The 23,790-nt window shown below is 69.0% G+C and carries 20 protein-coding genes and 1 pseudogene; 10 read left to right on the top strand and 11 right to left on the bottom strand.

The annotated features are described in order from the left end of the window. Nucleotides 1–19: 19 nt before the first annotated feature. The 11 genes and pseudogenes from AVMA1855_RS16790 to AVMA1855_RS16735 all read right to left on the bottom strand — a co-directional run bounded on the left by AVMA1855_RS16790 (nt 20) and on the right by AVMA1855_RS16735 (nt 11,224). Nucleotides 20–640 (bottom strand): HutD/Ves family protein, encoded by a 621-nt coding sequence (locus tag AVMA1855_RS16790; protein WP_272563934.1) that lies wholly within the window; start codon nt 638–640, stop codon nt 20–22. Beyond that, on the bottom strand, nt 637–1,938 hold the full coding sequence (locus tag AVMA1855_RS26730) for an ATP-binding cassette domain-containing protein (RefSeq protein ID WP_502870343.1): 1,302 nt from the start codon (nt 1,936–1,938) through the stop codon (nt 637–639). The genes AVMA1855_RS16790 and AVMA1855_RS26730 overlap by 4 nt, the downstream gene beginning before the upstream one ends. Beyond that, nucleotides 1,935–2,603, bottom strand: a complete 669-nt coding sequence (locus AVMA1855_RS16775) for an amino acid ABC transporter permease (protein WP_284401841.1) — start codon at nt 2,601–2,603, stop codon at nt 1,935–1,937. Before AVMA1855_RS16775 ends, AVMA1855_RS26730 begins: the two co-directional genes overlap by 4 nt. A gap of 50 nt (nt 2,604–2,653) precedes the next feature. Beyond that, the gene (locus AVMA1855_RS16770; protein ID WP_284426577.1) at nt 2,654–3,430 is read right to left on the bottom strand and encodes a glutamine ABC transporter substrate-binding protein; all 777 of its coding nucleotides are present in this window, start codon (nt 3,428–3,430) and stop codon (nt 2,654–2,656) included. Nucleotides 3,431–3,500: 70 nt separating this feature from the next. Further along, nucleotides 3,501–4,250 carry an IclR family transcriptional regulator gene (locus AVMA1855_RS16765; RefSeq protein WP_272563939.1) on the bottom strand — a complete coding sequence of 250 codons (750 nt, stop codon included), beginning with the start codon at nt 4,248–4,250 and terminating at the stop codon, nt 3,501–3,503. Nucleotides 4,251–4,373: 123 nt separating this feature from the next. Continuing rightward, entirely contained in the window at nt 4,374–6,104 is a 1,731-nt protein-coding gene (hutU, locus tag AVMA1855_RS16760; protein ID WP_284426576.1) for a urocanate hydratase, read from the bottom strand. A 13-nt stretch (nt 6,105–6,117) separates the two neighbouring features. Continuing rightward, a complete protein-coding gene (hutH, locus tag AVMA1855_RS16755; protein WP_284426575.1) occupies nt 6,118–7,704 on the bottom strand; it encodes a histidine ammonia-lyase in 1,587 nt (528 codons plus the stop codon). Nucleotides 7,705–7,768: 64 nt separating this feature from the next. Next, a complete protein-coding gene (hutC, locus tag AVMA1855_RS16750) occupies nt 7,769–8,554 on the bottom strand; it encodes a histidine utilization transcriptional repressor HutC (RefSeq protein ID WP_284401831.1) in 786 nt (261 codons plus the stop codon). 23 nt (nt 8,555–8,577) lie between these two features. Then, nucleotides 8,578–9,363 carry an ABC transporter ATP-binding protein gene (locus tag AVMA1855_RS16745; RefSeq protein ID WP_272563942.1) on the bottom strand — a complete coding sequence of 262 codons (786 nt, stop codon included), beginning with the start codon at nt 9,361–9,363 and terminating at the stop codon, nt 8,578–8,580. Next, complete coding sequence (locus AVMA1855_RS16740; RefSeq protein WP_284426574.1) at nt 9,360–10,238, bottom strand: ABC transporter permease; 879 nt, start codon at nt 10,236–10,238, stop codon at nt 9,360–9,362. Before AVMA1855_RS16740 ends, AVMA1855_RS16745 begins: the two co-directional genes overlap by 4 nt. Before the next feature lie 20 nt (nt 10,239–10,258). Then, a pseudogene (locus tag AVMA1855_RS16735) lies at nt 10,259–11,224 on the bottom strand (ABC transporter substrate-binding protein). Between the two features lie 574 nt (nt 11,225–11,798). On the opposite strand from AVMA1855_RS16735, the gene AVMA1855_RS16730 reads away from it, so the two are divergent. The 10 genes from AVMA1855_RS16730 to AVMA1855_RS16685 all read left to right on the top strand — a co-directional run bounded on the left by AVMA1855_RS16730 (nt 11,799) and on the right by AVMA1855_RS16685 (nt 23,693). Continuing rightward, nucleotides 11,799–12,641, top strand: a complete 843-nt coding sequence (locus AVMA1855_RS16730) for an STAS domain-containing protein (protein WP_284403607.1) — start codon at nt 11,799–11,801, stop codon at nt 12,639–12,641. A 13-nt stretch (nt 12,642–12,654) separates the two neighbouring features. Beyond that, nucleotides 12,655–13,029, top strand: coding sequence for an STAS domain-containing protein (locus AVMA1855_RS16725; RefSeq protein WP_284401825.1), 375 nt, complete (start codon nt 12,655–12,657; stop codon nt 13,027–13,029). After that, the gene (locus tag AVMA1855_RS16720) at nt 13,019–13,423 is read left to right on the top strand and encodes an anti-sigma regulatory factor (RefSeq protein WP_272563946.1); all 405 of its coding nucleotides are present in this window, start codon (nt 13,019–13,021) and stop codon (nt 13,421–13,423) included. Before AVMA1855_RS16725 ends, AVMA1855_RS16720 begins: the two co-directional genes overlap by 11 nt. Then, the gene (locus AVMA1855_RS16715) at nt 13,414–14,469 is read left to right on the top strand and encodes an ATP-binding SpoIIE family protein phosphatase (protein ID WP_284426573.1); all 1,056 of its coding nucleotides are present in this window, start codon (nt 13,414–13,416) and stop codon (nt 14,467–14,469) included. Before AVMA1855_RS16720 ends, AVMA1855_RS16715 begins: the two co-directional genes overlap by 10 nt. A gap of 20 nt (nt 14,470–14,489) precedes the next feature. Beyond that, nucleotides 14,490–15,473, top strand: a complete 984-nt coding sequence (locus tag AVMA1855_RS16710) for an ATP-binding protein (RefSeq protein ID WP_284426572.1) — start codon at nt 14,490–14,492, stop codon at nt 15,471–15,473. A 4-nt stretch (nt 15,474–15,477) separates the two neighbouring features. Continuing rightward, the gene (locus AVMA1855_RS16705; protein WP_284426592.1) at nt 15,478–17,457 is read left to right on the top strand and encodes a hybrid sensor histidine kinase/response regulator; all 1,980 of its coding nucleotides are present in this window, start codon (nt 15,478–15,480) and stop codon (nt 17,455–17,457) included. A gap of 7 nt (nt 17,458–17,464) precedes the next feature. Further along, a complete protein-coding gene (locus AVMA1855_RS16700; RefSeq protein ID WP_284426571.1) occupies nt 17,465–20,137 on the top strand; it encodes an ATP-binding protein in 2,673 nt (890 codons plus the stop codon). Between the two features lie 221 nt (nt 20,138–20,358). Then, a complete protein-coding gene (locus AVMA1855_RS16695) occupies nt 20,359–21,018 on the top strand; it encodes a biliverdin-producing heme oxygenase (RefSeq protein ID WP_284426570.1) in 660 nt (219 codons plus the stop codon). After that, nucleotides 21,015–23,237 (top strand): ATP-binding protein, encoded by a 2,223-nt coding sequence (locus AVMA1855_RS16690; RefSeq protein ID WP_284426569.1) that lies wholly within the window; start codon nt 21,015–21,017, stop codon nt 23,235–23,237. Before AVMA1855_RS16695 ends, AVMA1855_RS16690 begins: the two co-directional genes overlap by 4 nt. Nucleotides 23,238–23,306: 69 nt before the next feature. Then, nucleotides 23,307–23,693, top strand: coding sequence for a response regulator (locus AVMA1855_RS16685; RefSeq protein WP_284426568.1), 387 nt, complete (start codon nt 23,307–23,309; stop codon nt 23,691–23,693). Nucleotides 23,694–23,790 lie beyond the last annotated feature (97 nt).

Genomic DNA, 23,790 nt, shown 5'->3' with positions numbered 1-23,790 from the left:
TAGCAGTATGCCCTAGTGATTATTGCGCCAGTGCCCGATTTGGCTGAAACCCCGGCACCAGCGCCACCCAGGCGATGGCCGGCGCGTCAGCCCCGCCGGCCTGCGGCTGGAGCGCGGCGCAGGCGCCAGCGGGCGCGGCGGCGGCCCACCACAGGCCCTGCCCTGGCCCGAAGACCTCGCCGCCCCGATGCCACCGGCCCGACAGCACCATGCACAGGCCCGCGGGCGTGCTGCCCGGCACGCACGCGTTCTGCAGCACCTGCACCGCGCCCTGCCAGCGGCCATGCCGCAGCATCAGGTTGAAGTCGGTCGAGGCGCCGCCCAGCGGGATGCAGTCGATGGCCTGGTCGCCCGCGAACGCCACGGGCTGCCAGCGCTCGTCCAGCGCATGGTCGATGCCCTCGTCCTCGGCGCGCAGGCGCACGCCGGCCCCGTCCAGCAGCATGATCTGGCGCTGCACGCCCTGGAAGGCCGAGAACGGCCCGGGCGCCGCGATGGTGGCCACGCTCACGCGCCACTCGAAGGCGTCCATGCCGGCGCCCGGCGGCCAGCAGGCCAGCTCGCGCGTGTCGCCGCCGCCGTTCTTCCACGGGGTGGGCGCGATGGCCGACAGGTCGAACCGCTGCAGCGCCGCCGTCATCCCGCCTCCCCCACCAGCAGCGGAAAGAGCGGGTGCGCCATGGGTGCGCCGGCCGGCAAGGTGTCGGCCAGGCCCGGGAAATCGGGCGAGGTCTTCCAGGCGCGCGGCGCATGGCGCGTGTCGTCGCCCAGAAAGCGCACCGAGAACACGCGGCGCCGCTGCGGCCCGGGCACACCGCCCGAGGCATGCAGGGCCAGCATGTGAAAGCACACCACGTCGCCGGGCGCGATCTCCCAGCCCAGGATGGGAAACGCCGCGCGGTCGGCCTCGATGTCGGGCAGCTCGGCCAGCGAGCCTTCGGGAAACCACCGCGCCTGCTGGTCCATGAAGGTGCGCGGCATGCGCCACGGGCCCCGGTGCGAGCCGGCCACGAACTCCAGCGTGGCCTCGCGCGCCACCGGGTCCACGGGAATCCACAGGCTCACGTTCTGCGTGCCGTCAATGTTGTAGTAGGGCTGGTCCTGGTGCCAGGGCGTGCGCTGGCGCGTGCCCGGCTCCTTGACCAGCACATGGTCGTGGTACAGCCGCACGCTGGCCGACTGCATGAGCCGCTGGGCGGCCCAGGCCACGGGCGTCTCGGCGATGAAGCGGCCGAAGGCGGGAATGTCCTGCCAGTTGCAGAAGTCCTCGAAGAACCGGCCCGGATCGTCCGGGCGGCTCGCCACCTTGGCGCGTGGGCTGGGCGCGGCCAGGTTGGCGTCGATGCCGCTGCGCAGCAGCGCCACCTCCGGGTCCAGGGCCGAGGTGGGTTCGTCGAACAGCATCACGCGCGGCTGCATGGCCAGGGCACGGGCGATCGCCACGCGCTGCTTCTGGCCGCCCGACAGGCTGGCCGGCATGGCCGCGGCCTTGTGGCCCAGGCCCACCTTGTCCAGCAAGGCGCGCGCCTGGCTTTCGGCCTCGGCGCGGGAAGCGCCGCGCAGCTTGCGCGGGCCCAGGGTGACGTTGTCGAGCACCGACAGGTGCGGGAACAGGTTGAACGACTGGAAGACCATGCCCACCTCTTCACGCAGGGCATTGAGCTCGCGCTCGGGCAGCATGCGGCCCTCGTCCACCAGGGTGCGCCCGCAGATGTCGATGCGCCCCCCCTGGGGCTGCTCCAGCCCGTTGCAGCAGCGCAGGAAGGTGCTCTTGCCCGAGCCGCTGGGCCCGATCACGACCACCACCTGCGACGGCTGCACGTCGAAGTCGATGCCGTTCAGCACCACGTGCTCGCCGAAGGCCTTGCGCAGGCCGCGGATGCGCACGATGGGTGCCGCATCCGCAGCGGATGCCTGGGTCGATGGGGACTGCGTCATTGCACCATCCCCCCGGCGCGCAGGCGCAACTCGATGTGGCGCAGCACCAGCGTGGTCGCGCCGGTGAGCAGGAAGTACACGACCGCGATGGCCAGGTACACCTCCAGCGAGCGGTATGACACGCTGATGATCTTCTGCCCCTCGTGCATCAGGTCGTGGATGGTCAGCAGCGACACCAGCGCCGAGTTCTTGATGAGCGCAATGAACTCGTTGCCCAGCGGCGGAATCATGCGCACCACGGCCTGGGGCAGCACCACCCAGCGCATCGCCACGCCCGAGGACATGCCGATGGAGCGCGCGGCCTCCATCTGGCCCCGGTCGATGGACTGGATCGCGCCGCGCACGATCTCGGACACGTACGCGCCCGAGTAGATGCCCAGCCCGATCACGCCGCACAGGAACGCCGGCAGCAGGATGCCGAACTGCGGCAGGCCGAAGAACAGGATGAACAGCTGCACCAGCAGCGGCGTGCCGCGGATGGCCGCCACATAGGCGGTGCACAGGCCATACACGATGCGGCGCCGGGGGTCGAGGCGGCCGATGCCCACCAGCAACCCCATCACGCAGCCCAGAAGCAGCGAGGCGGCCGTGATCTCCACGGTCACCAGCGCGCCCTCCAGCAGTTGGGGCCAGCCGGCCCACACGGGGGAAAAATCGAGTTCCATCGCTCGGGTTCAGTGCTTGTCGATTCGGTCGGCGGTGGTGGTCCGCCGGCTCACTTGGCAGCCGGCGTGGCCGCGGTGGTGGCGGCGCTGCCGCTGAACCACTTCTTCACGATGGCCGCGTAGGTGCCGTCGGCCTTGAGCTTGGCCAGCGCGGCGTTCACCGCGCGGGTGAGCTCCGGCGTGTCCTTGCGCAGCGCCATGCCGTATTCCTCGGTGGTGAGCTGCTCCTCGATCACGCGCAGGCCGGGCCGGGTGCGCACATATTGGTAGGCCGCGGGCTTGCCGGTGACGGCGGCGTCGGCGCGGCCGATGTCCACCAGGTTGAACATTTCCTGGTTCTTCTCGACCTCCACGCGTTGCGCCTTGGGGTAGTTCTGCGTGAGGAAGGCGACCGACTTGGTGCCCACCTGCACCGAGATCTTCTTGCCGTCCAGGTCGGCCGGCTTGCGGATGGTGGTATTGCCTTCCTTGACCATGGCGACCAGGCCGCCGGCGTAGTAGGGCTCGGTGAAATCGACGACCTTCTTGCGCTCGTCGGTGATGTAGATGCCCGAGACGGCCATGTCGAAGCGCCGCGAGATCAGGCCGGGGATCAGGCCCTTGAAGTCGATGTCCACCCACTCGACCTGCTTGCCCATGCTCCTGGCGACGGCCTCCACCAGCTCCACGTCGAAGCCGGTGCGCTTGCCGTTCTCGACGAACTCCATCGGCGGGAAGGTGGCATCGGTGGCCACTCGCAGCACGTTGTCTTGCGCGCGGGCGGCGCCGGCGCCCAGGGCGAACACGGCGGCCAGGCTGGCCAGGAGGAGATTGCGTCGGATGTTCATGGGAGTTTCCGGTGGGGGTGGGAGGAAGGGAAAGGCACTCGAGGAAAAAATAAAAACGATGCGGCCGGGTTCAGTGCAGAACGAGTTGGCGCGAGATGCGGGCGGCCGCCACGACCACCATGCGGATCAGCGCGGCCTCCTGGCCCTGGGCCCGCATCACCGGCGCCATCAGCGTGATGGCGCCCGCGGCCTGGCGGGACGCGCCGAACAGCGGCACGCTGCAGCCCCAGACGCCGGGGTCCACCTCGCTCTCGCTGGTGGCGAAGCCGGCCTTGCGGATCGCCTCCAGCGCCTGCTGGGCGGCCTCGCGCTCGGGCGTGCCCGTGCCCCACTGGCTGTCGAGCACCGCATCGCGCGCGGCGGGCGGCAGATGGGCCAGCACGCACTTGGCCGAAGCGCCCGTGCGCAGCGGCACGCTGCGACCCTTTTCGAACGAGCAGCGCAGCGAATGGTGGCTTTCCACCATGTCCAGGCAGATGGCCTGGTCGTTCACCGCGACGATCAGGCCGACGCTTTCCTGCGACTGCTGCGACAGCTCCACCATGCCGGGGCGCGCCTGCCTCACCAGGTGCGAAGCCAGGTCGAAGCCGAGGGCCAGCTGAAGGCTCAAAGGGCCCGGCGCATAGCCGCCATCGCTTTCCAGCACGAAGCCCCAGCGCTTCAAGCGCGCGAGCTGGCGGTACAGCGTGCTGCGCGCCATGCCGGTGTGCTCCATGAGCTCGGTCGCGGCCATCGCCCTGCCCTGCTGGGCCAGCACGGCCAGCACCTGGAGCACTCGGTCGGACGTCGCAACGGCGCTGGGCAATGCACTTCGGGTCATGCGTTCAGTATCGAAGGAAGCGGCCCGGGATCACACGCCCCCATTCCCGGCCATTGGGAATGGGGTTCCCCTTTTTTCTCGCGGAATGGCGAAATTCCGTTTTCCGGTGGCCCTGCGGAGGCCTCAGCGCACCATGGGAAGGTTCAGGCCCTGCCTGCGTGCGGTGGCCACCGCGATGTCGTAGCCCGCGTCGGCATGCCGCATCACGCCCGAGGCCGGGTCGTTCCACAGCACGCGGCCCAGGCGCGCGGCCGCCTCATCGGTGCCGTCGGCCACGATGACCACGCCGGCATGCTGCGAGTAGCCCATGCCCACGCCGCCGCCGTGGTGCAGGCTCACCCACGTGGCGCCGCCCGCCGTGTTGAGCAGCGCGTTCAGCAACGGCCAGTCGCTCACCGCGTCGGTGCCGTCCTTCATGGCCTCGGTCTCGCGGTTGGGGCTGGCCACCGAACCGGTGTCCAGGTGGTCGCGGCCGATGACGATGGGCGCCTTGAGTTCGCCGCTCCTGACCATTTCGTTGAAGGCCAGCGCCGCCTTGTGGCGCTCGCCCAGGCCCAGCCAGCAGATGCGCGCGGGCAGGCCCTGGAAGGCGATGCGCTCGCGCGCCATGTCCAGCCAGCGGTGCGTTTGGTGGTTGTCGGGGAACAGCTCCTTGATCTTGGCATCGGTCTTGTAGATGTCCTCCGGGTCGCCTGACAGCGCCACCCAGCGGAACGGGCCCTTGCCCTCGCAGAACAGCGGGCGGATGTAGGCGGGCACGAAGCCGGGGAAGTCGAAGGCGTTCTTCACCCCCTCGTCGAACGCCACCTGGCGGATGTTGTTGCCGTAGTCCACCGTGGGAATGCCCATGGCCTGGAAGTCCAGCATGGCCTGCACGTGCACCGCGCACGACTGGGCGGCGGCCTTCGTCAGGGCGGCATGCTGCGCCGGGTCCTTCATCGCGGCCTGCCATTGCGGCACTGTCCAGCCGGCGGGCAGGTAGCCGTGGATCAGGTCGTGGGCGGAGGTCTGGTCGGTCACCAGGTCGGGCTTCAATCCGCCCGCCTTCGCGCGGCGCACCAGTTCGGGCAGCACCTCGGCCGCGTTGCCCAGCAGTGCGATGGAGACGGCTTCCTTCGCGTCGCAATGCTGCCGGATCAACTCCAGCGCATGGTCGATGTCGCGCGCCTGCTTGTCCACGTAGCGCGTGCGCAGGCGAAAGTCGATGCTGCTTTGCTGGCACTCGATATTGAGCGACACGGCGCCGGCCAGCATGGCGGCCAGGGGCTGCGCGCCGCCCATGCCCCCCAGTCCCGCCGTGAGGATCCACTTGCCGGAGAGGTCGTTGTCGTAGTGCTGGCGGCCGGCCTCGACGAAGGTCTCGAACGTGCCCTGCACGATGCCCTGGCTGCCGATGTAGATCCAGCTGCCGGCCGTCATCTGGCCGTACATGAACAGGCCCTTGCGGTCCAGTTCGTTGAAGTGCTCCCAGGTGCCCCACTTCGGCACCAGGTTGGAGTTGGCCAGCAGCACGCGCGGCGCGTTCTCGTGCGTCTTGAACACGCCCACCGGCTTGCCGGACTGGATCAGCAGGGTTTCGTCGGCCTCCAGCACCTTGAGCGACGACAGGATCTGGTCGTAGCAAGCCCAGTCGCGCGCAGCGCGGCCGATGCCGCCGTAGACCACCAGGTCCTGCGGGCGCTCGGCCACCTCGGCATCCAGGTTGTTCTGGATCATGCGGTAGGCGGCCTCGGCCAGCCAGTTTTTGCAGTTCAGCTGGCTGCCGCGCGGGGCGCGGATCACGCGCGTGGGGTCGTGTCGCGGGTCGGCGAGCGGGGCTGCGGCGGTGGAGAGGATGGCGTCGTTGGCGTTCATGGCAAAGGCTCCTTCACGAAATCTGGAAAACGAAGCTGGGCAGGTGGGCGGTCACGGGCGCGGGCCAGGCGGATTCCTGGGCCCAGCCGCGCATGGCCTCGATGTCGGTGGCGAGAAAGCGGTCCTGCTCCAGGAAGGCGACCCGCGCGCGGATGGCGGCGATCTGCGCTTCGATGAGCGGTGAGCTTTTCAGCCACGGAGTGGCGGGGGCGCCCGGTGCGGGCACGCGGTCGAAGTCGATGCCCTGGGTGGCGGCCATGGCCTCGATGCCAACGACCACCGCCGTGTTGCGCACCATGTCGGTCAGGCGCCGCGCGGCGTAGGTGGCCATGGACACATGGTCCTCCTGGTTGGCCGAGGTGGGCAGGCTGTCCACGCTGCCCGGGTGGGCCAGGCATTTGTTCTCGGACGCCAGCGCCGCGGCCGTGACCTGCGCGATCATGAAGCCCGAGTTCACGCCGCTGTCGCGGATGAGGAAGGCCGGCAGGCCCGACAGGCCGGTGTCCAGCAGCAGCGCCAAACGCCGCTCGGAGATGGCGCCGATCTCGGCCACCGCCAGCGCGATGATGTCGGCGGCGAAGGCCACCGGCTCGGCGTGGAAGTTGCCGCCCGAGATCACGTCGCCCGTTTCGGAGAACACCAGCGGGTTGTCCGAGGCGGCATTGGCCTCGATCTGCAGCACGCGCGCGGCATGCTGCAGGTTATCGAGGCACGCGCCCATCACCTGCGGCACGCAGCGGATCGAATACGGGTCCTGCACGCGCCCGCAGTGCGGGTGCGACGGATCGATCTCGCTGCCCTCCAGCAGTGCGCGCACGGCGGCCGCCACGGCGATCTGCCCCGGCTGGCCACGCGCTTCGTGGATGCGCGCATCGAACGGCTTGACCGAGCCCTTGATGGCTTCGAGCGACAGCGCGCCCGACACCAGCCCGGCCGCGAACACGCTCTCGGCGCCGAACAGCCCGGCCAGCGCGAGGGCCGTGGACACCTGCGTGCCGTTCAGCAGCGCCAGCCCTTCCTTGGGGCCGAGCACGAACGGCTCGCAGCCGATGGCCGCCATGGCCTCTCGGCCCGGCACCGTGCGGCCCTGCACCTTGGCCTCGCCCTCTCCGATCAGCACGCAGGCCAGGTGGGCCAGCGGTGCCAGGTCGCCCGAGGCGCCGACCGAGCCCTTGGCCGGGATCACGGGCAGCACGTCGGCATTGGCCAGGGCCAGCAGCGCATCGACGATCTCGGGCCGCACGCCGGAGTGGCCGCGCGCCAGACTCACCGCCTTGGTGGCCAGCACCATGCGCACCACCGCGTCGGGCAGCGGATCGCCGGTGCCCACGCTGTGCGACAGCACCAGGTTGCGCTGCAGTTCGGCCAGCCGGCCGTGGGCGATCTTCGTGCTGGCGAGCTTGCCGAAGCCGGTGTTGATGCCATAGACCACCTGGTCTTCTTCGACGATGCGCTGCACCGTGGCCAGCGAGGCCTGCATGCCAGCCTGCGCGGCCGGGTCCAGCGACAGGCGCACGCCGCCCGCGCTCAAGCGCCGCAGTTCGCCCAGCGTGACGCGGCCGGGGTGCAGCACCAGGGTTTCAGGGGAGGAATCGGTCATCAAGTTCATCCTGTATATACAAGTAGGTTCGAGCGAAAAGGAAGCCAATGAAAGCAGCGGCCCGCTATCCGAACACGGGATTGCCGTCGGCGCGGAAGCGGCTGCCCAGACGGTAGCGCGAGGCGGGGTGCAGGCAGCGCACCAGGGTCACCGGCACGCCGCGGCTCCAGGTGCGGCGGGTGAGCAGCAGGCACGGCTGGGCGGGCTCCATGCCCAGCAGCTGCGCCTGCTCCGGCGTGGGCAGCACGGCATCGACCACGTGCTCCACCTGGTCGAACGGCACGTTGCGCACCAGGAATTCCGAGGGCTGCAGCTGCGTGAAGTCCTGCTGCGCGAAGGTGGGCACCACGCGCGGGTTCACATAACGGTCTTCCAGCTGCACGGCCACGCCGTCCTCGCGGTGCACGCACACGGCATGGAACACCGACTCGCCCGTGCGCAGGTCCAGCGCCGCGGCCACCTCCATCGAGGCCGACACGCGCTCCACCGTGAGCACGTCGCAGCGGTAGTCGTGCCCGCGCTGGCGGATCTCGCTGGCCAGGTTGGCGATCTGCAGCAGCGTGGACTGCGGCTTGTCCTCCGCCACGAAGCTGCCCACGCCGGCCACGCGCACGATGCGGCCCTGCTCGGACAGCTCGCGCAGCGCACGGTTGACGGTCATGCGCGACATGCCGAACTGCAGCACCAGCTCGCTCTCGGACGGCAGCCGGTCGCCCGCGCGCCAGGAGCCGTCCTGGATCTTGCGGGCGATGAACTCCTTGACCTGCTGGTACAGCGCCAGCGCGGGCTCCACCGGCGCCGCGGCAGCGGACTCGGCTTCGGCGTTGGCACGGAGGGCGGCGGCGTTCATGTCGGCGGGTTTCTTGGAGCGGCTCAATGCAGGTCCGCCGCCATGGACTCGGCGCGGATCTCCTCGGTCAGCCGCGCCTTCAGGTCCATGAACTCGGGCGAGGTCTTCACGCGGTAGTGCCGCGGGTGCGGCAGGTCCACCGCCAACTCGGTCTTGATGCGGCCCGGCCGGGCGCTGAACACCGCCACGCGGTTGGCCATGAAGATCGCCTCGTCGATGTCGTGGGTGACGAACATCACCGTCTTGCGCTCGGCCTCCCAGATGCCCAGCAGCAGCTCCTGCATGAGCACGCGGGTCTGGTTGTCGAGCGCGCCGAAGGGTTCGTCCATCAGCAGGATCTTGGGGTCGTTGGCGAGGGCCCGGGCAATGGCCGTGCGTTGCTGCATGCCGCCCGACAGCTGTTTGGGGTAGTGCTGCTCGAAGCCGCGCAGGCCGACCTTGGCGATGAAGTACGCCGCCCGCTCCTTCTGCTGCGCCTCGGGCATGCCGCGCTCGCGCAGGCCGAAGCGGATGTTCTGCTCGATGGTCAGCCACGGAAACAGCGTGTAGCTCTGGAACACCATGCCGCGGTCGGCGCCGGGGCCGTCGATGCGCTGGCCGTCCAGCAGCACCTCGCCCGCGGTGGGAAAGTCCAGCCCCGCCACGATGCGCAGCAGCGTGGACTTGCCGCAGCCGGACGGTCCGAGGATGGTGACGAAGTCGTTCTCGCGCACCTCGAAATCCACCGGCAACAGCGCCTGGGTGGCCTGGCCGCGCGCGCCGGCGAAGGTGCGTGACACGCCGCGAACGGAAAGCATCGGTGCGGTCATAGCGTGCTCCAGGCGAAGAGGCGGCGGTTGGCCGCCTTGAAGGCGAAGTCGGACACCAGCCCGATGACGCCGATCACGATGATGCCGAAGATGATCTGCCCCGTGTTCAGCAGCGCCTGGCTGTCGGTGATCATGTGGCCGATGCCCGACGACGAGCCGATCAGCTCGGCGACGATCACGTAGGTCCAGGCCCAGCCCAGCACCAGGCGCAGCGTTTCGGCAATGCCGGGCGCGGCCCCGGGGATGAGCACGCGCCGCACGATGCCCGTGTTGCCCGCGCCCAGCGTGTAGGCCGCCTCGACCAGGTCGCGCCGCGCGCCGCCCACGGTCACGGCCACCATCAGCGTGATCTGGAACACCGAGCCGATGAAGATGACGAGCAGCTTCTGCGCCTCGCCGATGCCCGCCCACAGGATGAGCAGCGGAATGAAGGCCGAGGCCGGCAGGTAGCGGCAGAACGACACGAAGGGCTCGAAGAACGCCTCCACCGGCTTCCAGGCGCCCATGGCGATGCCCAGCGGCACCGCGACCACGGCCGCCAGCACGAAGCCGCCGAGCACGCGCCACACCGTCATGCCAATGTCTTTGTGAAAGCCGTACTCGGTGAACAGCAGGCCGCCTTCCTTGAGCATGGTGGCCGGGCTGGCGAGGAAGGTGGGCGACACGAAGCCGCCCAGCGTGAAGAACGACCACACGGCGATGAACACCACGAAGAACGCCAAGCCCAGCACCCAGCGGGCGCGCGGGCTGACGGGCTCGAGCGGCGCCATGGCGCGGCGGCGAACGGGATCAGGGGCAGGCCCCGCCCGCAGCGCGGCGGGGGCGCTGGCGGACGGCCCCGCGGCAGGGTGGCGGGCGGCAGTCGTGGCGGGCATGGTGGCAGGCTCCCGTGCCATCACTGGATGAAGCTGGCGTCGAAGGTGGCCTCAAGTTTTTCAGGCGCCTTGCGGATCACGCCGGCCTCCAGCAGGATGGGCACCGCCTCCTTCATGAACTGCATCAGCTCGCCGGCGAAGAACTTCTGGTTGGCCGCCTTGTCCTGCCAGCGCAGGTAGGCTGACGACTTGGCGAACTGCTCGCCGCTTTGCTTGACGGCCGAGCCCATGATCTCGTTGGCCTTGGCCGGGTCCGCCTTGATCATCTCCAGCGCCTCGAAATACGAGTTGGCCAGGGCCTGCGCCGCCTTGGCGTTGGCCTTGAGCCAGGTGGGCGCGCAGCCCACGGTGTCCATCACCATGGCGTAGTCGATGGTGGTGGCCAGGATCTTGCCGGCCTGCGGGTTGGCGCGCACGGTGGACAGGTAGGGCTCGTAGGTCATGGCGGCATCGTTCTGGCCGGACACGAAGGCCTGCGCAGCGGGCTGGGGTTCGAGCGAGACGGTCTTCACGTCCTTGAGCGTCATGCCGTTCTTGTTCAGCATTCAGGCCAGGCCGAAGTACGGCGCGGTGCCCGGCGCGCTCACGCCGATGGTCTTGCCCTTGAGGTCGGCGAAGCCCTTCACATCGTTGCGCACGGCCAGGCCGTCGGCGCCGTAGGACTTGTCCATCTGGAAGATCTGCACGATGGGCACGCCGTTGGCGTTCCAGGCCACGTGCGTTTCCACCGTGGTGGCCGCGCACTGGATCGCCTCGGAGGCCAGGGCCAGGTGGCGGTCTTTCTGCGGAATCATCTTGAGTTCCACATCCAGGCCGTTCTTCTTGAAAATGCCCGCCTTGTCGGCCAGCGTGAGCGGCGCGAAGCCCGTCCAGCCCGACATGCCCAGCGCAATCTTCACGTTCTGCGCCTGGGCCTGCAGGGACAGCCCCGCCACACAAACGCCCGCCACCGCCAGCGACACCATTTTCAAAACCGATCGGCCCATCATCTGCTCCTCACAAGAAAAGATCGAGTCGCGCACCTGGAAGGCACGCGCCGCATTGCTCCGACGCCCGGAATGATGGCGGTGCGACAGGCCTGTCTATACAGGGTTACTACGCACAAGCCCTGATTTGGGCACGCACATTCCCACCGGGCGGGAGCCCCGGAGGCGGGCGATTTCTCGCGCCGGTCCGGGTGACGGTTGGGCTTGCAAGATCGGGGCCCGGCCGGCGCCCAGGCGAGCCGATCCGACGGCATTCCGGCAAACGCTATTATTTTCATAGCAAAGAAGGCATGAAATATCCCGGCAACGGCCCTGTTTCGATCCCAAAGGCCCCATCGCCGGCGGCAGGCGGCCACTGGCGCCACCGCTGCGGCGACCGGCGCAGGCCCGCACCGAAGGGCCCGGCCTGGTGCACCCCGCGCATCGCCATCCCACCGACTGCCCCAGCGCTGTGCGTCCCGGGCGCGCTTGCCGCGAAAAGTAGGTACAAGCCCGGTGCCCGCGCAGGGCAAGCCGGCGTGGCAAGGGGGCCCCGCCCGTTAGAATTTGTTTTTATCTAGAAAAGCGCCCTGCCATGAAGCAGCAACACCCGGCCCTTCTTTCCCTTCTGGAAACCCACGAAGCCGCCATCCTGGACGAGTGGTTGGCCGAGGCAGGCGCCCAAGATCCCACCCACCAACGCGCCACGGCGGCGCAAGCGCGAGAACTGCTGCAGCTGCTGCGCAGCGCGCTGCAGGCCGGCGGCGACGCGCAAGGCCCCAATGGCCCGGCCTGGCAAGGCATGAACGAGGCGCTCGAAGCGCTCTCGCGCTCGCGGGCCTCGCGCGGCCAGACGGCTGGCGAGACCAGCGTGTTCGTCCAGGCCATGAAAAAACCCCTCTTCACGCTGCTGCAGCAAACGGTGCCCGCCACCGCCGACCTGGTTCCGGCCCTGTGGTCCGCCACGGCGCTGGTCGACCAGTTGGCCCAGCGCACGGCCAACACCTTCCAGCAGGCGCGCGAGGACATCATCCGCCGCCAGCAGGAAGAGTTGCTGGAGCTGTCCACCCCCGTGGTGAAGCTCTGGGACGGCGTGCTGGCCGTTCCCATGATCGGCGTGCTGGACAGCAACCGCACGCAGGTGGTGATGGAAACGCTGCTGCAGCGCATCCTGGAGACCGAGTCGGAACTAGCCATCATCGACATCACCGGGGTGCCCACCGTGGACACACTGGTGGCGCAGCATCTGCTCAAGACCGTGGCGGCCATCCGGCTCATGGGCGCGGACTGCATCATCAGCGGCATCCGCCCGCAGATCGCGCAGACCATCGTGCACCTGGGCATCGACCTGCAGGGCATCTACACGCGCGCCAACCTGGCGGACGCGCTGTCGCTGGCGCTGCAGAAGACCGGCTGGCGCATCACGCGCGCCGCCTGATCCGGAGCACCCCATGGACCGCATTCCCATTCTTCGCATGGGCGAAACCCTGCTGGTCACCATCCAGGTGGACATGCAGGACCGCACCGCCATGCAGCTGCAGGACGACCTGGCCGACCGCATCGCCAAGACGGGCGCCACGGGCGTCATGATCGACATCTCGGGCCTGGAGATCGTGGACTCGTTCGTCGGGCGCATGCTGAGCAGCATCTCCGGCATCGCGCGCATTCTCTCGGCCCACACGGTGGTGGTGGGCATGCAGCCCGCCGTGGCCATCACCCTGGTGGAACTGGGCCTATCGCTGGAAGGCGTGCGCACCGCACTCAACGTGGAGCGCGGAATGCAATTGCTGGAGCGCATCCGCCAGGAGCCACCCCTTGTCCGCTGATCCCGCCGGCACGTTGCCGATCGCGTCGGAGCAGCACATCGTCGCCTGCCGGCAGACGGTCCGCGTCCTGTGCACGCAGCTGAAGTTCTCGCTGGTGGACCAGACGAAGCTCATCACGGCGGCCAGCGAGCTGTCGCGCAACACCCTGGTGCACGGTGGCGGTGGCCGCATGCGCTGGGAAACCCTGGAGCGGCAGGGCCGCCATGGCCTGCAGCTGCATTTCGAAGACGAGGGGCCGGGCATCTCCGACCTGAAGCTTGCCCTCACCGATGGCTGGACCTCGGGCGGCGGCATGGGCCTGGGGCTACCGGGCAGCCGGCGCCTGGTCAATGAGTTCGACATTCACACGGCCCCTGGCGAAGGCACCCGCGTGAGCATCACCAAATGGAAGTAGCCGCCCCCACGGGCAACGCCCCCCAGTTGCTGATGGGATGGACGCACACGGCCTTCGCAATGGGTGACACCAGCTGCGTGGGCGAAGCACGGCGCTTCGCCGCCCACGCGAGTGCCGAGATGGAATGGGGCGACACCGACAGCGGGCGCCTGTCCATCGTGGTGACCGAGCTGGCCAACAACCTGCACCTGCACGCCCACGAGGGCCGCTTGCTGATCGCGGCCGTGCCGGCGCTCGACCTGGTGGAGGTGATCGCCATCGACCACGGGCCCGGCATAGAGGATCTGCCGCTGTCCATGCGCGACGGCTACTCCACCGGTGGCACGCAGGGCGCCGGGCTGGGTGCGGTCCGGCGGCTGGCGGACGATTTCGATATCCACTCGTCCGTGCCGCAGGGCACGGTGTGCGTGGCCCGCGTGCGCCAGCACCGGGAGGCGGGCGATGCGCCAGCCGCCCTGCCCCAGACCCTGAGGGTGGGGGCCATCCGGTTGCCGCTGGCGGGCGAGACCATGTGCGGCGATGCCTGGGCCGCGGCCCTGGACGGCCCCCGGGCCGCGCTGCTCGTGGCCGATGGTCTGGGCCATGGCAGCGAGGCCGCCAAGGCGTCCGACGCGGCGGTGGACCTGTTCCTGCAAGCCCCGTTCGGCGACCTGCGCGAGCAGATCGAAAGCATGCATGCCGAGCTGCAGTCCACGCGGGGCGCCGCCGTGTGCAGCTTGCGGCTGGATGCCACGGCGGCCACCGTGCGCAGCTCGGGCGTGGGCAACGTGGTGGCCCGCGTGGTTACGGGCCTGTCGGACCGCTCGGTCGTCACGCAGCATGGCACGGTGGGCCTGACCATGCGCCGGCCGCAGGAGACCACCACCGAGCTGCCGCCGTATGCGCTGCTGGTGGTGCACAGCGACGGCATCGAAACCCGCTGGCATCCCGCCAGCATCCAGCGCCTGCTGGGCAGCGATCCCACCCTGGTGGCCGCCGTGCTGCTGCGCGATCACCACCGGGCGCGCGACGACGCGACCGTGGTGGTGGTGCAGTGCATCGAGTGACCCGAAGTACGAAAGACACCATGGACGGCACCTCCGACCTCATTTCCGACCGCACCTACGAGGCACCCGCCACGCCGGCACCGACGCAGGCCCCCACCGCTGCGCCCCAGGAATCCATCGAGGCGCTGCGCGCCGCCCTGGCCGAAAGCCAGCGGGAAGTTCAGGAGCTGAGCGCCGAACTGGAGGAAACCAACCGCGGCGTGGTCGCGCTGTACTCCGAACTGGACGCGCAGGCCGAGCAGCTGCAAAAGGCCACGGAGATGAAGAGCCGTTTCCTGGCCTACATGAGCCACGAGTTCCGCACGCCCATCAACTCCATCCGCAGCATCGCCCGGCTGCTGGCCGACCACGTGGACGGGCCGCTCAACACCGAGCAGGCCCGCCAGGTGGGGTTCATCCAGAGCACCGCGAGCGAGTTCGCCGACATGGTGGACGACCTGCTCGACCTGGCCAAGATCGAGGCCGGCCGGGTCGAAATCTCGCCGGCCTGGTTCGACATGCTGGACCTGTTCCAGGCCCTGCGCGGGATGTTCCGGCCGGTGCTGACCAACCCGGACGTCAACCTGTTCTTCGACGAGCCCCAGGGCATCGCGCCGCTGTACACGGACGACCGCAAGCTGTCGCAGATCCTGCGCAACTTCATCTCCAATGCGCTCAAGTTCACGCCCCGGGGCGAAGTGCGGGTATCGGCCCACGCCGTGGAAGGCGACCGCGTGCGCTTTTCGGTGACGGACACGGGCATCGGCATCGCGCCCGAATTCCATTCGAGCGTGTTCGACGACTACACGCAGATCGGCTCGTCGCTGCAAAAACGCCTGCGCGGCACTGGCCTCGGGCTGGCCGTGAGCCGCCAGTTGGCCGAGTTGCTGGGCGGCACGGTCACGCTGGAGAGCGCGCTGGGCAGCGGCTCGGTGTTCTCGCTGACGCTGCCGCTGCGGCTGCCGGGCAACGAAGCCGCGGCCACGGGGGCTCCCGCAACCACCGAGGGCGGTCCCCATGGGTAACGGCATGCAGGACGTCAGCGCCATCCACACGACCATCGACCGCGCCGCGCACACGGTGCTGGTGGTGGACGACAACCCGGTCACGCGCTACTCCACCGTCCGGGTCATCCGCGCCGCCGGCTTTCAGACCGTGGAGGCCGACAACGGCACCGAGGCCATCCGCCTGGCGGCCACCGGCGTGTCGGCGGTGGTGCTGGACGTGCACCTGCCCGACATCGACGGCTTCGAGGTCTGCCGGATCATCCGCCAGCAGGAAGCCACGGTACTGCTGCCGGTCACGCACCTGTCCGCCGCCCACGTGCACAGCGAAGACCGGGTGACCGGCTTGAACGCGGGGGCCGATGCCTATCTCACGCATCCGGTGGAGCCGGCGCTGCTGGTGGGCACGCTGCAGGCGCTGATCCGTGCGCGCATGGCCGAAGACGGCCTGCGCCGCAGCGACCGCCGCTTTCGCGCCATCTACAGCCAGGCGCTGGCGGGCATCGGCCTGATCCAGCCCGACGGCCGTTTCACCGACGTCAACCCCGCCATGATGCGGCTGCTGGACCGCTCGCGCGACGAACTGCTGGGCCACCCCATCAGCGACTTCGCGCCGCCCGGCTGGCTGGACTTCATCACCGAAAAAACCGTGGGGGGAGAGCGGGGCCAGCCCTGGCAGGGCGAGTTTCCGCTGCAGCGCCCCGACGGCGCCTGGGTGTACCTGGAGTGGAGCATCTCGGCGCACGTGGAGCCCGGCCTGCGCATGGCGATCGCGGCCGACATCTCCGAGCGCATGGAGCTCGACTCCCGCCGCCAGGACGTGCTGGAGCGCGAGCAGGCGGCCCGCGCCACCGCCGAGCGGCTGAGCCGCACCAAGGACGATTTCATCGCGGTGCTGTCGCACGAACTGCGCACACCGCTGAATGCGATCGCCGGATGGGTGCACATCCTCAAGCGCCGCGGTGGCACGCCCGAACTGCTCAAGGGCCTGGACTCCATCCATCGCAACGTGAAGGCGCAGGCGCGCATCATCTCGGACATCCTCGACGTGTCGCGCATCAACAGTGGCAAGCTGCACCTGGAGCGGGAATGGATCGACCCCGTCGAATCGGTGCGCTCCTCCATCGACGCGCTGCAGGCCTCGATCGCCGAAAAGCGCCTGGACGTGGTGCTGGCCGTGCAGGACGCGAATGCCCCCGCCTGGCTGGACCCGACGCGCTTTCAGCAGATCTTCTGGAACCTGCTGACCAATGCCATCAAGTTCTCCAACGACGGCGCGCGCATCGACGTGGCGCTGCGGCGCGAGAAGGGCCAGCTCACCCTGTCCGTGCGGGACTACGGGCGCGGCATCGCCAGCGAATTCATCGACCACCTGTTCGACCGGTTCACGCAGAGCGACTCGCCCGACAACCGCCGCCACGGCGGCCTGGGCCTGGGGCTGTCCATCGTCAAGCAGCTGGCCGAACTGCACGGCGGCCGCGCCACTGCCGTGAGCGCCGGGCTCGACCAGGGCACCACCATGCAGGTGATGCTGCCGGTGGACCACAAAGGGGGTGACACGGCACGCGCCGCGCCCCGGGGCGACGATGCCCCGGCCGATCCGCCGATGAACGACCGGCCCCTGGCGGGCCTGGACATCCTCATCGTGGAAGACCACCCCGATGCGCGCGAAATGCTCACCGTGGTGCTCACCGATGGCGGCGCGCGCCTGCGCGAAGCCGGCGACTACGACGCGGCCATGCAGGCCCTGGCCGAACGCTGGCCCGACGTGCTGGTCTGCGACATCGGCCTGCCCGGGCGCGACGGCTACGACCTGGTCCGCAGCCTGCGCTCGCTGCCCCTGCCCGAAGGCAAGGTCCAGCCGATCGCCATCGCGCTGACCGCCTTCTCCCGCGCGCAGGACGCGCAGCGGGCCCTGGAAGCGGGATTCGACGCGCACCTGGGCAAGCCCTTGCAGCCCCATGCCCTGATGGCCACCATCAACCGACTGGCCGATTCACGCTGACTTTTGCATGACCCCCTCCCCTGCCACCGCCACCACCGCAGACAGCGACCGCTTCGCGCACATCTTCGTCGGGGACAGCGAGATGGCGCAGCTCATGCGCGCCCACGACTGGGAGGCCACCCCGCTCGGATCGCCGGCGTTCTGGCCCGAGCCGCTGAAAGTGGCGTTGCGCATCCTGCTCACTTCGCGCTTCGAGATGTGGCTGGGCTGGGGGCCGGACATCGCTTTCTTCTACAACGACGCCTATCGCCCCACGCTAGGGGCCAAGCACCCGCGAGCGCTCGCGCGCCCGACCGCCGAGGTCTGGGCGGAGATCTGGGACCAAGTGAAGGGCCGCATGCACGCCGTGTACGAGCGGGCCGAGTCCACCTGGGACGACTCGCTCATGCTGCTGCTGGACCGCGCGGGCTACCTGGAGGAGACATACCACACGTTTTCGTACAGCCCCTTGCACGGCGACGACGGCCAGGTCTTCGGCCTGTTCTGCGCGGTATCGGAAGACACGGGCCGCGTGCTCAACGAGCGGCGCCTGCGCCTGCTGCGCGAACTGGGCGCGGCGCTGTCGGCGGTCAACAGCCGCCGGGCCGTGCTCGACACCGCCTGCGAACGGATGGGCCAGGCCCAGCGGGACCTGCCGTTTTCACTCGTCTACCTGTACGAACCCTCGGGCGTGGCCCGTCTGAGCTGCAACGCAGGCATCGAACAGGGCCATCGGCTGGCGCCCACCGTGCTGGATATGAACTCCCGGGAGCCCTGGCAGGTCCACCGCCTGCAAGCTGGCGACGTGGCCTTCGCCGTGCCGCTGGATGCGGTGGACGACGTGCCCACCGGCGACTGGGATACGCCGGCGCGGGCGGCGTTCGTCGTGGCGCTGCCGGCCCAGGGCGGCGCGCGGTCGGCGGGATTCATGGTCTGCGGGGCGAACCCCCATCGGCCCATGCACGACGGTGAGGCCATGGCGTTCGTACAACTGCTGGCCGGTCAGATCGCCTCGCGCCTGGCCAGCGCCGGGGTGCTGGAGGAAAGCACGGCGGAACGCGATCGCCTGCGCAGCCTGTTCCAGAAGGCGCCCGGCTTCATGTGCGTGCTGCGCGGCCCGGAGCATGTGTTCGAGTTCGTCAACGACTCCTATGTGCAGTTGATCGGGCACCGCAGCGTGGAAGGCAAGACGGTGCGCGAAGGCCTGCCCGAGCTGGAAGGCCAGGGGCTGTACGAACTGCTGGACGAGGTCTACCGCACCGGTCAGCCGTACCTGGCGCAGGGCCTCAAGGTCCTCATCCAGCAAAAGCCCGGCATGCCGCTGGCCGAGCGCTACCTGGATTTCATCTACCAACCCACCACCGACGGCCAGGGCGAGGTCACCGGCGTTTTCGCCGAGGGCTACGACGTGACGGAAAAGGTGGTGGCCGAACAGGAGCTTCGCGCGCTGAACAGCCACCTGGAAGCGCGCGTGGTCGAGCGCACCCAGGAGGTCGAGAACGCGCTCGCGCGACTCACCACCGAATCGCGCGAGCGCGAAGCCGCGCAGGAGGCGCTGCGCCAGTCGCAGAAGATGGAGGCCGTGGGGCAGCTCACGGGCGGGCTCGCGCACGATTTCAACAACCTGCTGGCCACGATCACGGGCAGCCTCGAACTGCTTCACCGCCGCGTGGGCCAGGGCCGCTACGACGACCTGGAGCGCTATGTGAGCGTCGGCCAGGGCGCCGCCAAGCGGGCCGCCTCGCTCACCCACCGCATGCTGGCCTTCTCGCGCCGGCAGACACTGGACCCCAAGCCAACCGACGTGAACCGGCTCGTGAAGGGCATGGAAGAGCTGATCCGGCGCACCATCGGGCCTGAAAACGAGCTGGAGGTGGTGGGCGCCGTCGGCCTGTGGACCACGCACGTGGACCCCCACCAGCTGGAAAGCGCCCTGCTCAACCTGTGCATCAACTCGCGCGACGCCATGCCGGGCGGCGGCCGCCTCACCATCGAGACCGCCAACAAGTGGATGGACGAGCGTGCCTCCCTGGACCGCGACCTGCCCCCGGGCCAGTACGTGTCGCTCTGCGTGACCGACACCGGCACCGGCATGGCGCCCGAGATCATCCACCGCGTGTTCGAGCCCTTCTTCACCACCAAGCCGATTGGCATGGGCACGGGCCTGGGGCTGTCGATGGTCTATGGATTCGCGCGGCAGTCCGGCGGCCAGGTGCGCGCCTACTCCGAGCCCGGCATGGGCACGACCATGTGCATCTACCTGCCGCGGCACGAGGCGCCAGCCCAGGACATCGACCTGCCCTCGGTGCCGTCGATCGCGGGAGGCCAGGGCTCGGGCACCGTGCTGGTGGTGGACGACGAGCCGAGCGTGCGGTCGCTGGTGGTGGAGGTGCTGCAGGAGATGGGCTACGACACCATCGAAGCTCAGGACGGGGCATCGGGGCTGCTGGTGCTGCAATCGAGCACCCACCTCGACCTGCTGATCACCGACGTGGGCCTGCCCGGTGGAATGAACGGGCGGCAGATGGCCGACAGCGGCCGGGTCTACCGGCCGGACCTGAAGATCCTGTTCATCACCGGCTATGCCGAGAACGCGGCCGTGGGCAACGGCCACCTGGAGCGGGGCATGCAGGTGCTCACCAAACCCTTCACGCTGGATGCGCTCGCGCGCCGGGTGCAAGGGCTCATCGCCCCGCCCTGAGGTCCTGCCCGTTGAGCCATCCCACTGCAGCCGAGAGGCACGGGGTTCGCCATCGCTGCCGCCGCAGCAGCGGCCTCGGGCCGTACCGGCCCCGCCCTCTGCAAGCACAGGTGTTGCAGGCACAAAACAGACGGTTAACCTGCCCGCTGCCATGGGCAGATCCAGCCCCTAGAATCTTGCTGCAGTCTTTTCTGCCCATCCCGATCCCCTGCCCTTCTTCCGTGTCACAGCGATCCCCTCTCCCTTCCGGCACCCCGGTGCCGGAGACCGACTGCCTTTCGGCGCTGCGACGAACCACGAAGGAATCGCACGCGCAGCTGGATGCCAGCCTGCCACTCGGCAGGGCCGATGCCAGCCTGGAAGACTACCGCCACCACACCCTGGCGCTGAGCGCCTGGCTCACGGCGCTGCAGCCGCACTTGGCGGCCCTGGAGTCGCTGGTGCCCGGTTTCGACTTTGCGCGCCCCGCCCGCCTGCACGCCTTGCACGCGGATTGGCTGGCAACGCACGCCGCGCCGGCGCACGCCAAAGACGGCTTCGGTGATACCAGCGGCTGCACGCAGGAGGTGGCGTCGCAGGCGTTTTCCGCCTTCGGGGCGCCAGGCCATGCCGCCGTCTGCTGGGGCCTGGCCTATGTGGTGGAAGGCTCGCAATTGGGCGGCCAGTTCCTGTACCAGCGCCTGGCGCCCCGGCTGGCGCCGCATCCGCTGCGCTATTTGCAGGGCCTGGGTGCCGGCACGGGTTCGCGCTGGAAACATTTCACCAGGCTGCTCGACACCCACGTGCAGAGCCGTTTCGATATCCAGGCGGCCTGCGCCGGCGCACGCGCCGGCTTCGATGGCCTGCGGCAACAGTTGCAGGGCCAGGGGGTGCTCGCATGATCCAGTCATTCACACCCGGCACCGCCACCACGCTGGACAACTGCGATCGCGAGCCCATCCACGTGCCGGGCAGCATCCAGAGCCATGGCACCCTGATCGCGGTGGACCGCGAAGGCGTGGTCCGCTATGTCGGCGCCAACGTGCAGGCCCTTCTGCACTGCGGCGTGACCGTGGGCGAGCCCCTGCCCGAAAACCCGGGCACCGTTTGCCCGCTGATTGCCGCGCTCCTGCAGGACGGCCTGCAGGCGCTGCGGGGCGAGCGGGATGTGCCCATGCCCAGCGAGCTGCAGGTGCAAGACCGCCAGTTCGACGTGGTGCTGCATGTCGGCAGCGCGATGCTGGTGGCCGAATTCGAACTGCGCCACCAGACCCACAGCGAGCTGGCAGGCTTTGCCGTGCAGGCCCACCGCGCGATGGAAAAGCTGCGCCGGCCCCGGGCCATCGACGAGTTGCTACAACTGGCGACCGAAGAATTGCGGGCCCTGACCGGCTTCGACCGGGTGATGGCCTATCGCTTTCGCCACGACAGCAGCGGCGAAGTGGCCGCCGAATCGTGCGTCGACACGCTCGACCCCTACCTGGGCCGGCGCTATCCGGCCAGCGACATTCCAGCGCAGGCACGCCGGCTCTACGTGGCCAACACCCTGCGGCTGATCGCCGACGTGCGCTCGGCCGCGGTGCCCCTGCTGCAGGAGGCCGGCGCGCCCCCGCTGGACCTGAGCGGAAGCATCCTGCGCAGCGTGTCGCCGATCCACATCGAATACCTGTCCAACATGGGCGTGGGTGCCTCGATGAGCGTGTCCATCGTGATCAACGAACAGCTCTGGGGCCTGATCGCCTGCCACCACATGGGTCCACGCCAGGTGCCTTACAGCGTGCGCATGGCCTGCGACGTGATCGCCCAGGTGCTCTCGGCCAACATTCAGAGCACGCTCTCGCGCTCCCAGGCGGACCGCTTGCAGCAACTGGCCGGTGCGCGCACCCACCTCATCGAAGAGTTGCTGCACGCGGACGACGAATTCACCGCCCTGACCCAGCACACGGCCGAGATGGCCGCCATCTTGCAGGCCGATGCGGCGCTGGTGGCCCATGGCGCGAAGCTGACCGTTTTCGGCGAGGTGTCGGAAGCAGCGGGCAGCGCCATCGTGCAATGGCTGGCCGCCGAGCCGGTCCAGGACCGGCAACGCCTGTTCCAAACCCAGTCGCTGCCGCAGCTTGCACCCGACCTGGCCGCCGTGACGTCGCCCTGGTGCGGCGTGCTGGGCATTCCTTTTGACCGGGACCGCAACGGCTGGTTGATCTTTCTTCGCAAGGAGCAGATCGAGACCATCCACTGGGGCGGCAAGCCGGACAAGGACATCCGCCACGGCCCCCTGGGCCCGCGACTCACCCCGCGCGGTTCGTTCGATCTGTGGAAGGAAACCGTCCGGTCCACCGCGGAGCATTGGAGCACGCTGGAACTGGACGCCGCCCGGCAGTTGATGGACGAACTCGTGCGCGTGCAGAACGCGCGCACCGCCGAGATCAACCGCACGCGCAACCAACTGATGGCCGTGCTGGGCCACGATCTGCGTGACCCGCTGCACTCCATCAGCATGGCCGCGCGCGTGCTCGAACAGGGCGGCACCGACGGCGGGCGGGCCGGCAGGATCGGCCAGCGCATCCAATCCTCCAGCAGCCGCATGCAGCGGCTGGTGAGCCAGGTGATGGACATGTCGCGCCTGCAGAGCGGCCTGGGACTGGATCTGCAGCGCACGGACGTGGATCTGGTCGCCCTGCTGAACGACCTCATCGACGAGGCCCGCACGGCGCACCCCGGCACCGAGATCGTGGGCACCATCCCCGCTGCCCTGAAAGCCCAGGTCGATGCCGATCGCATTGCCCAGGTGGTCGTCAACCTGATCGGCAACGCACGGCACCATGGGCAGAGCGGACATCCCATCGAGGTGCATGCCAGCGCCACTGGTGAATGGCACGAGATCGCCGTGCGCAATGTCGCCGCCCCCATTCCGGAAGACATCGCCCGCAATCTGTTCAGCCCGTTCAAGGCCTCTTCGGTCGGCAACGCGCGCAATCGGTCGGGGATGGGACTGGGGCTTTACATCGCCCACCAGATCGTCCAGGGGCACGGGGGCAGCATCGGGTACGAATACCGCGCCCCCCATGTTGTCTTTTCGGTCCGGTTGCCGGTGCAGAGGCCGGGCACAATAGAGGCTTAAGAAGAAGACTATTGGACTTGATCGTTCGATGGTCTTTAAAAAAACACTGTACCGTCAGCGAAGCCCCGCATGCCTGCAGACATTCTCATCATTGACGACAATCGCGATGCCTCCGAACTGCTGAGCGACCTGCTCGATCTGCAGGGCTACACGGTGCGCGTCGCCCACAGCGGCAGCGAAGCGCTGCAGCACATGGCGCAGCGCCCCGCCTCGCTGTTCCTCGTGGACCAGCAACTGCCCGACATGCTCGGCACCCAGCTCGTTCCGCAACTGCGCGCTGCAGCGGCCGGCCGGCCCTGCATCGCGATCGCCATCACGGGATTGGGCGTTTCGGACCGGGCGCAGTTGATCGGTTTCGATCACGTGCTGGCCAAACCGCTGGCCTTCGATGCATTCGACGCCCTGATCGCTGCCTGCGCAGCCCAGCTGGACCAGCAAGGCAACGCAGAGCGCTGACGGATAGCTGACGACCCCGCTCCCCCCGGGCACACGCGGCCATGCTGCGACAAGCCAACCACCCGTCGGCCGGCATGCGCGTGGCGATAATGCGTCG

The sequence above is a fragment of the Acidovorax sp. SUPP1855 genome (assembly GCF_030158955.1).
Lineage (GTDB): Bacteria > Pseudomonadota > Gammaproteobacteria > Burkholderiales > Burkholderiaceae_C > Paracidovorax.
The sequence above is the reverse complement of the archived record's forward strand: the minus strand, read 5'-3'. Positions and strand labels throughout refer to the sequence as shown.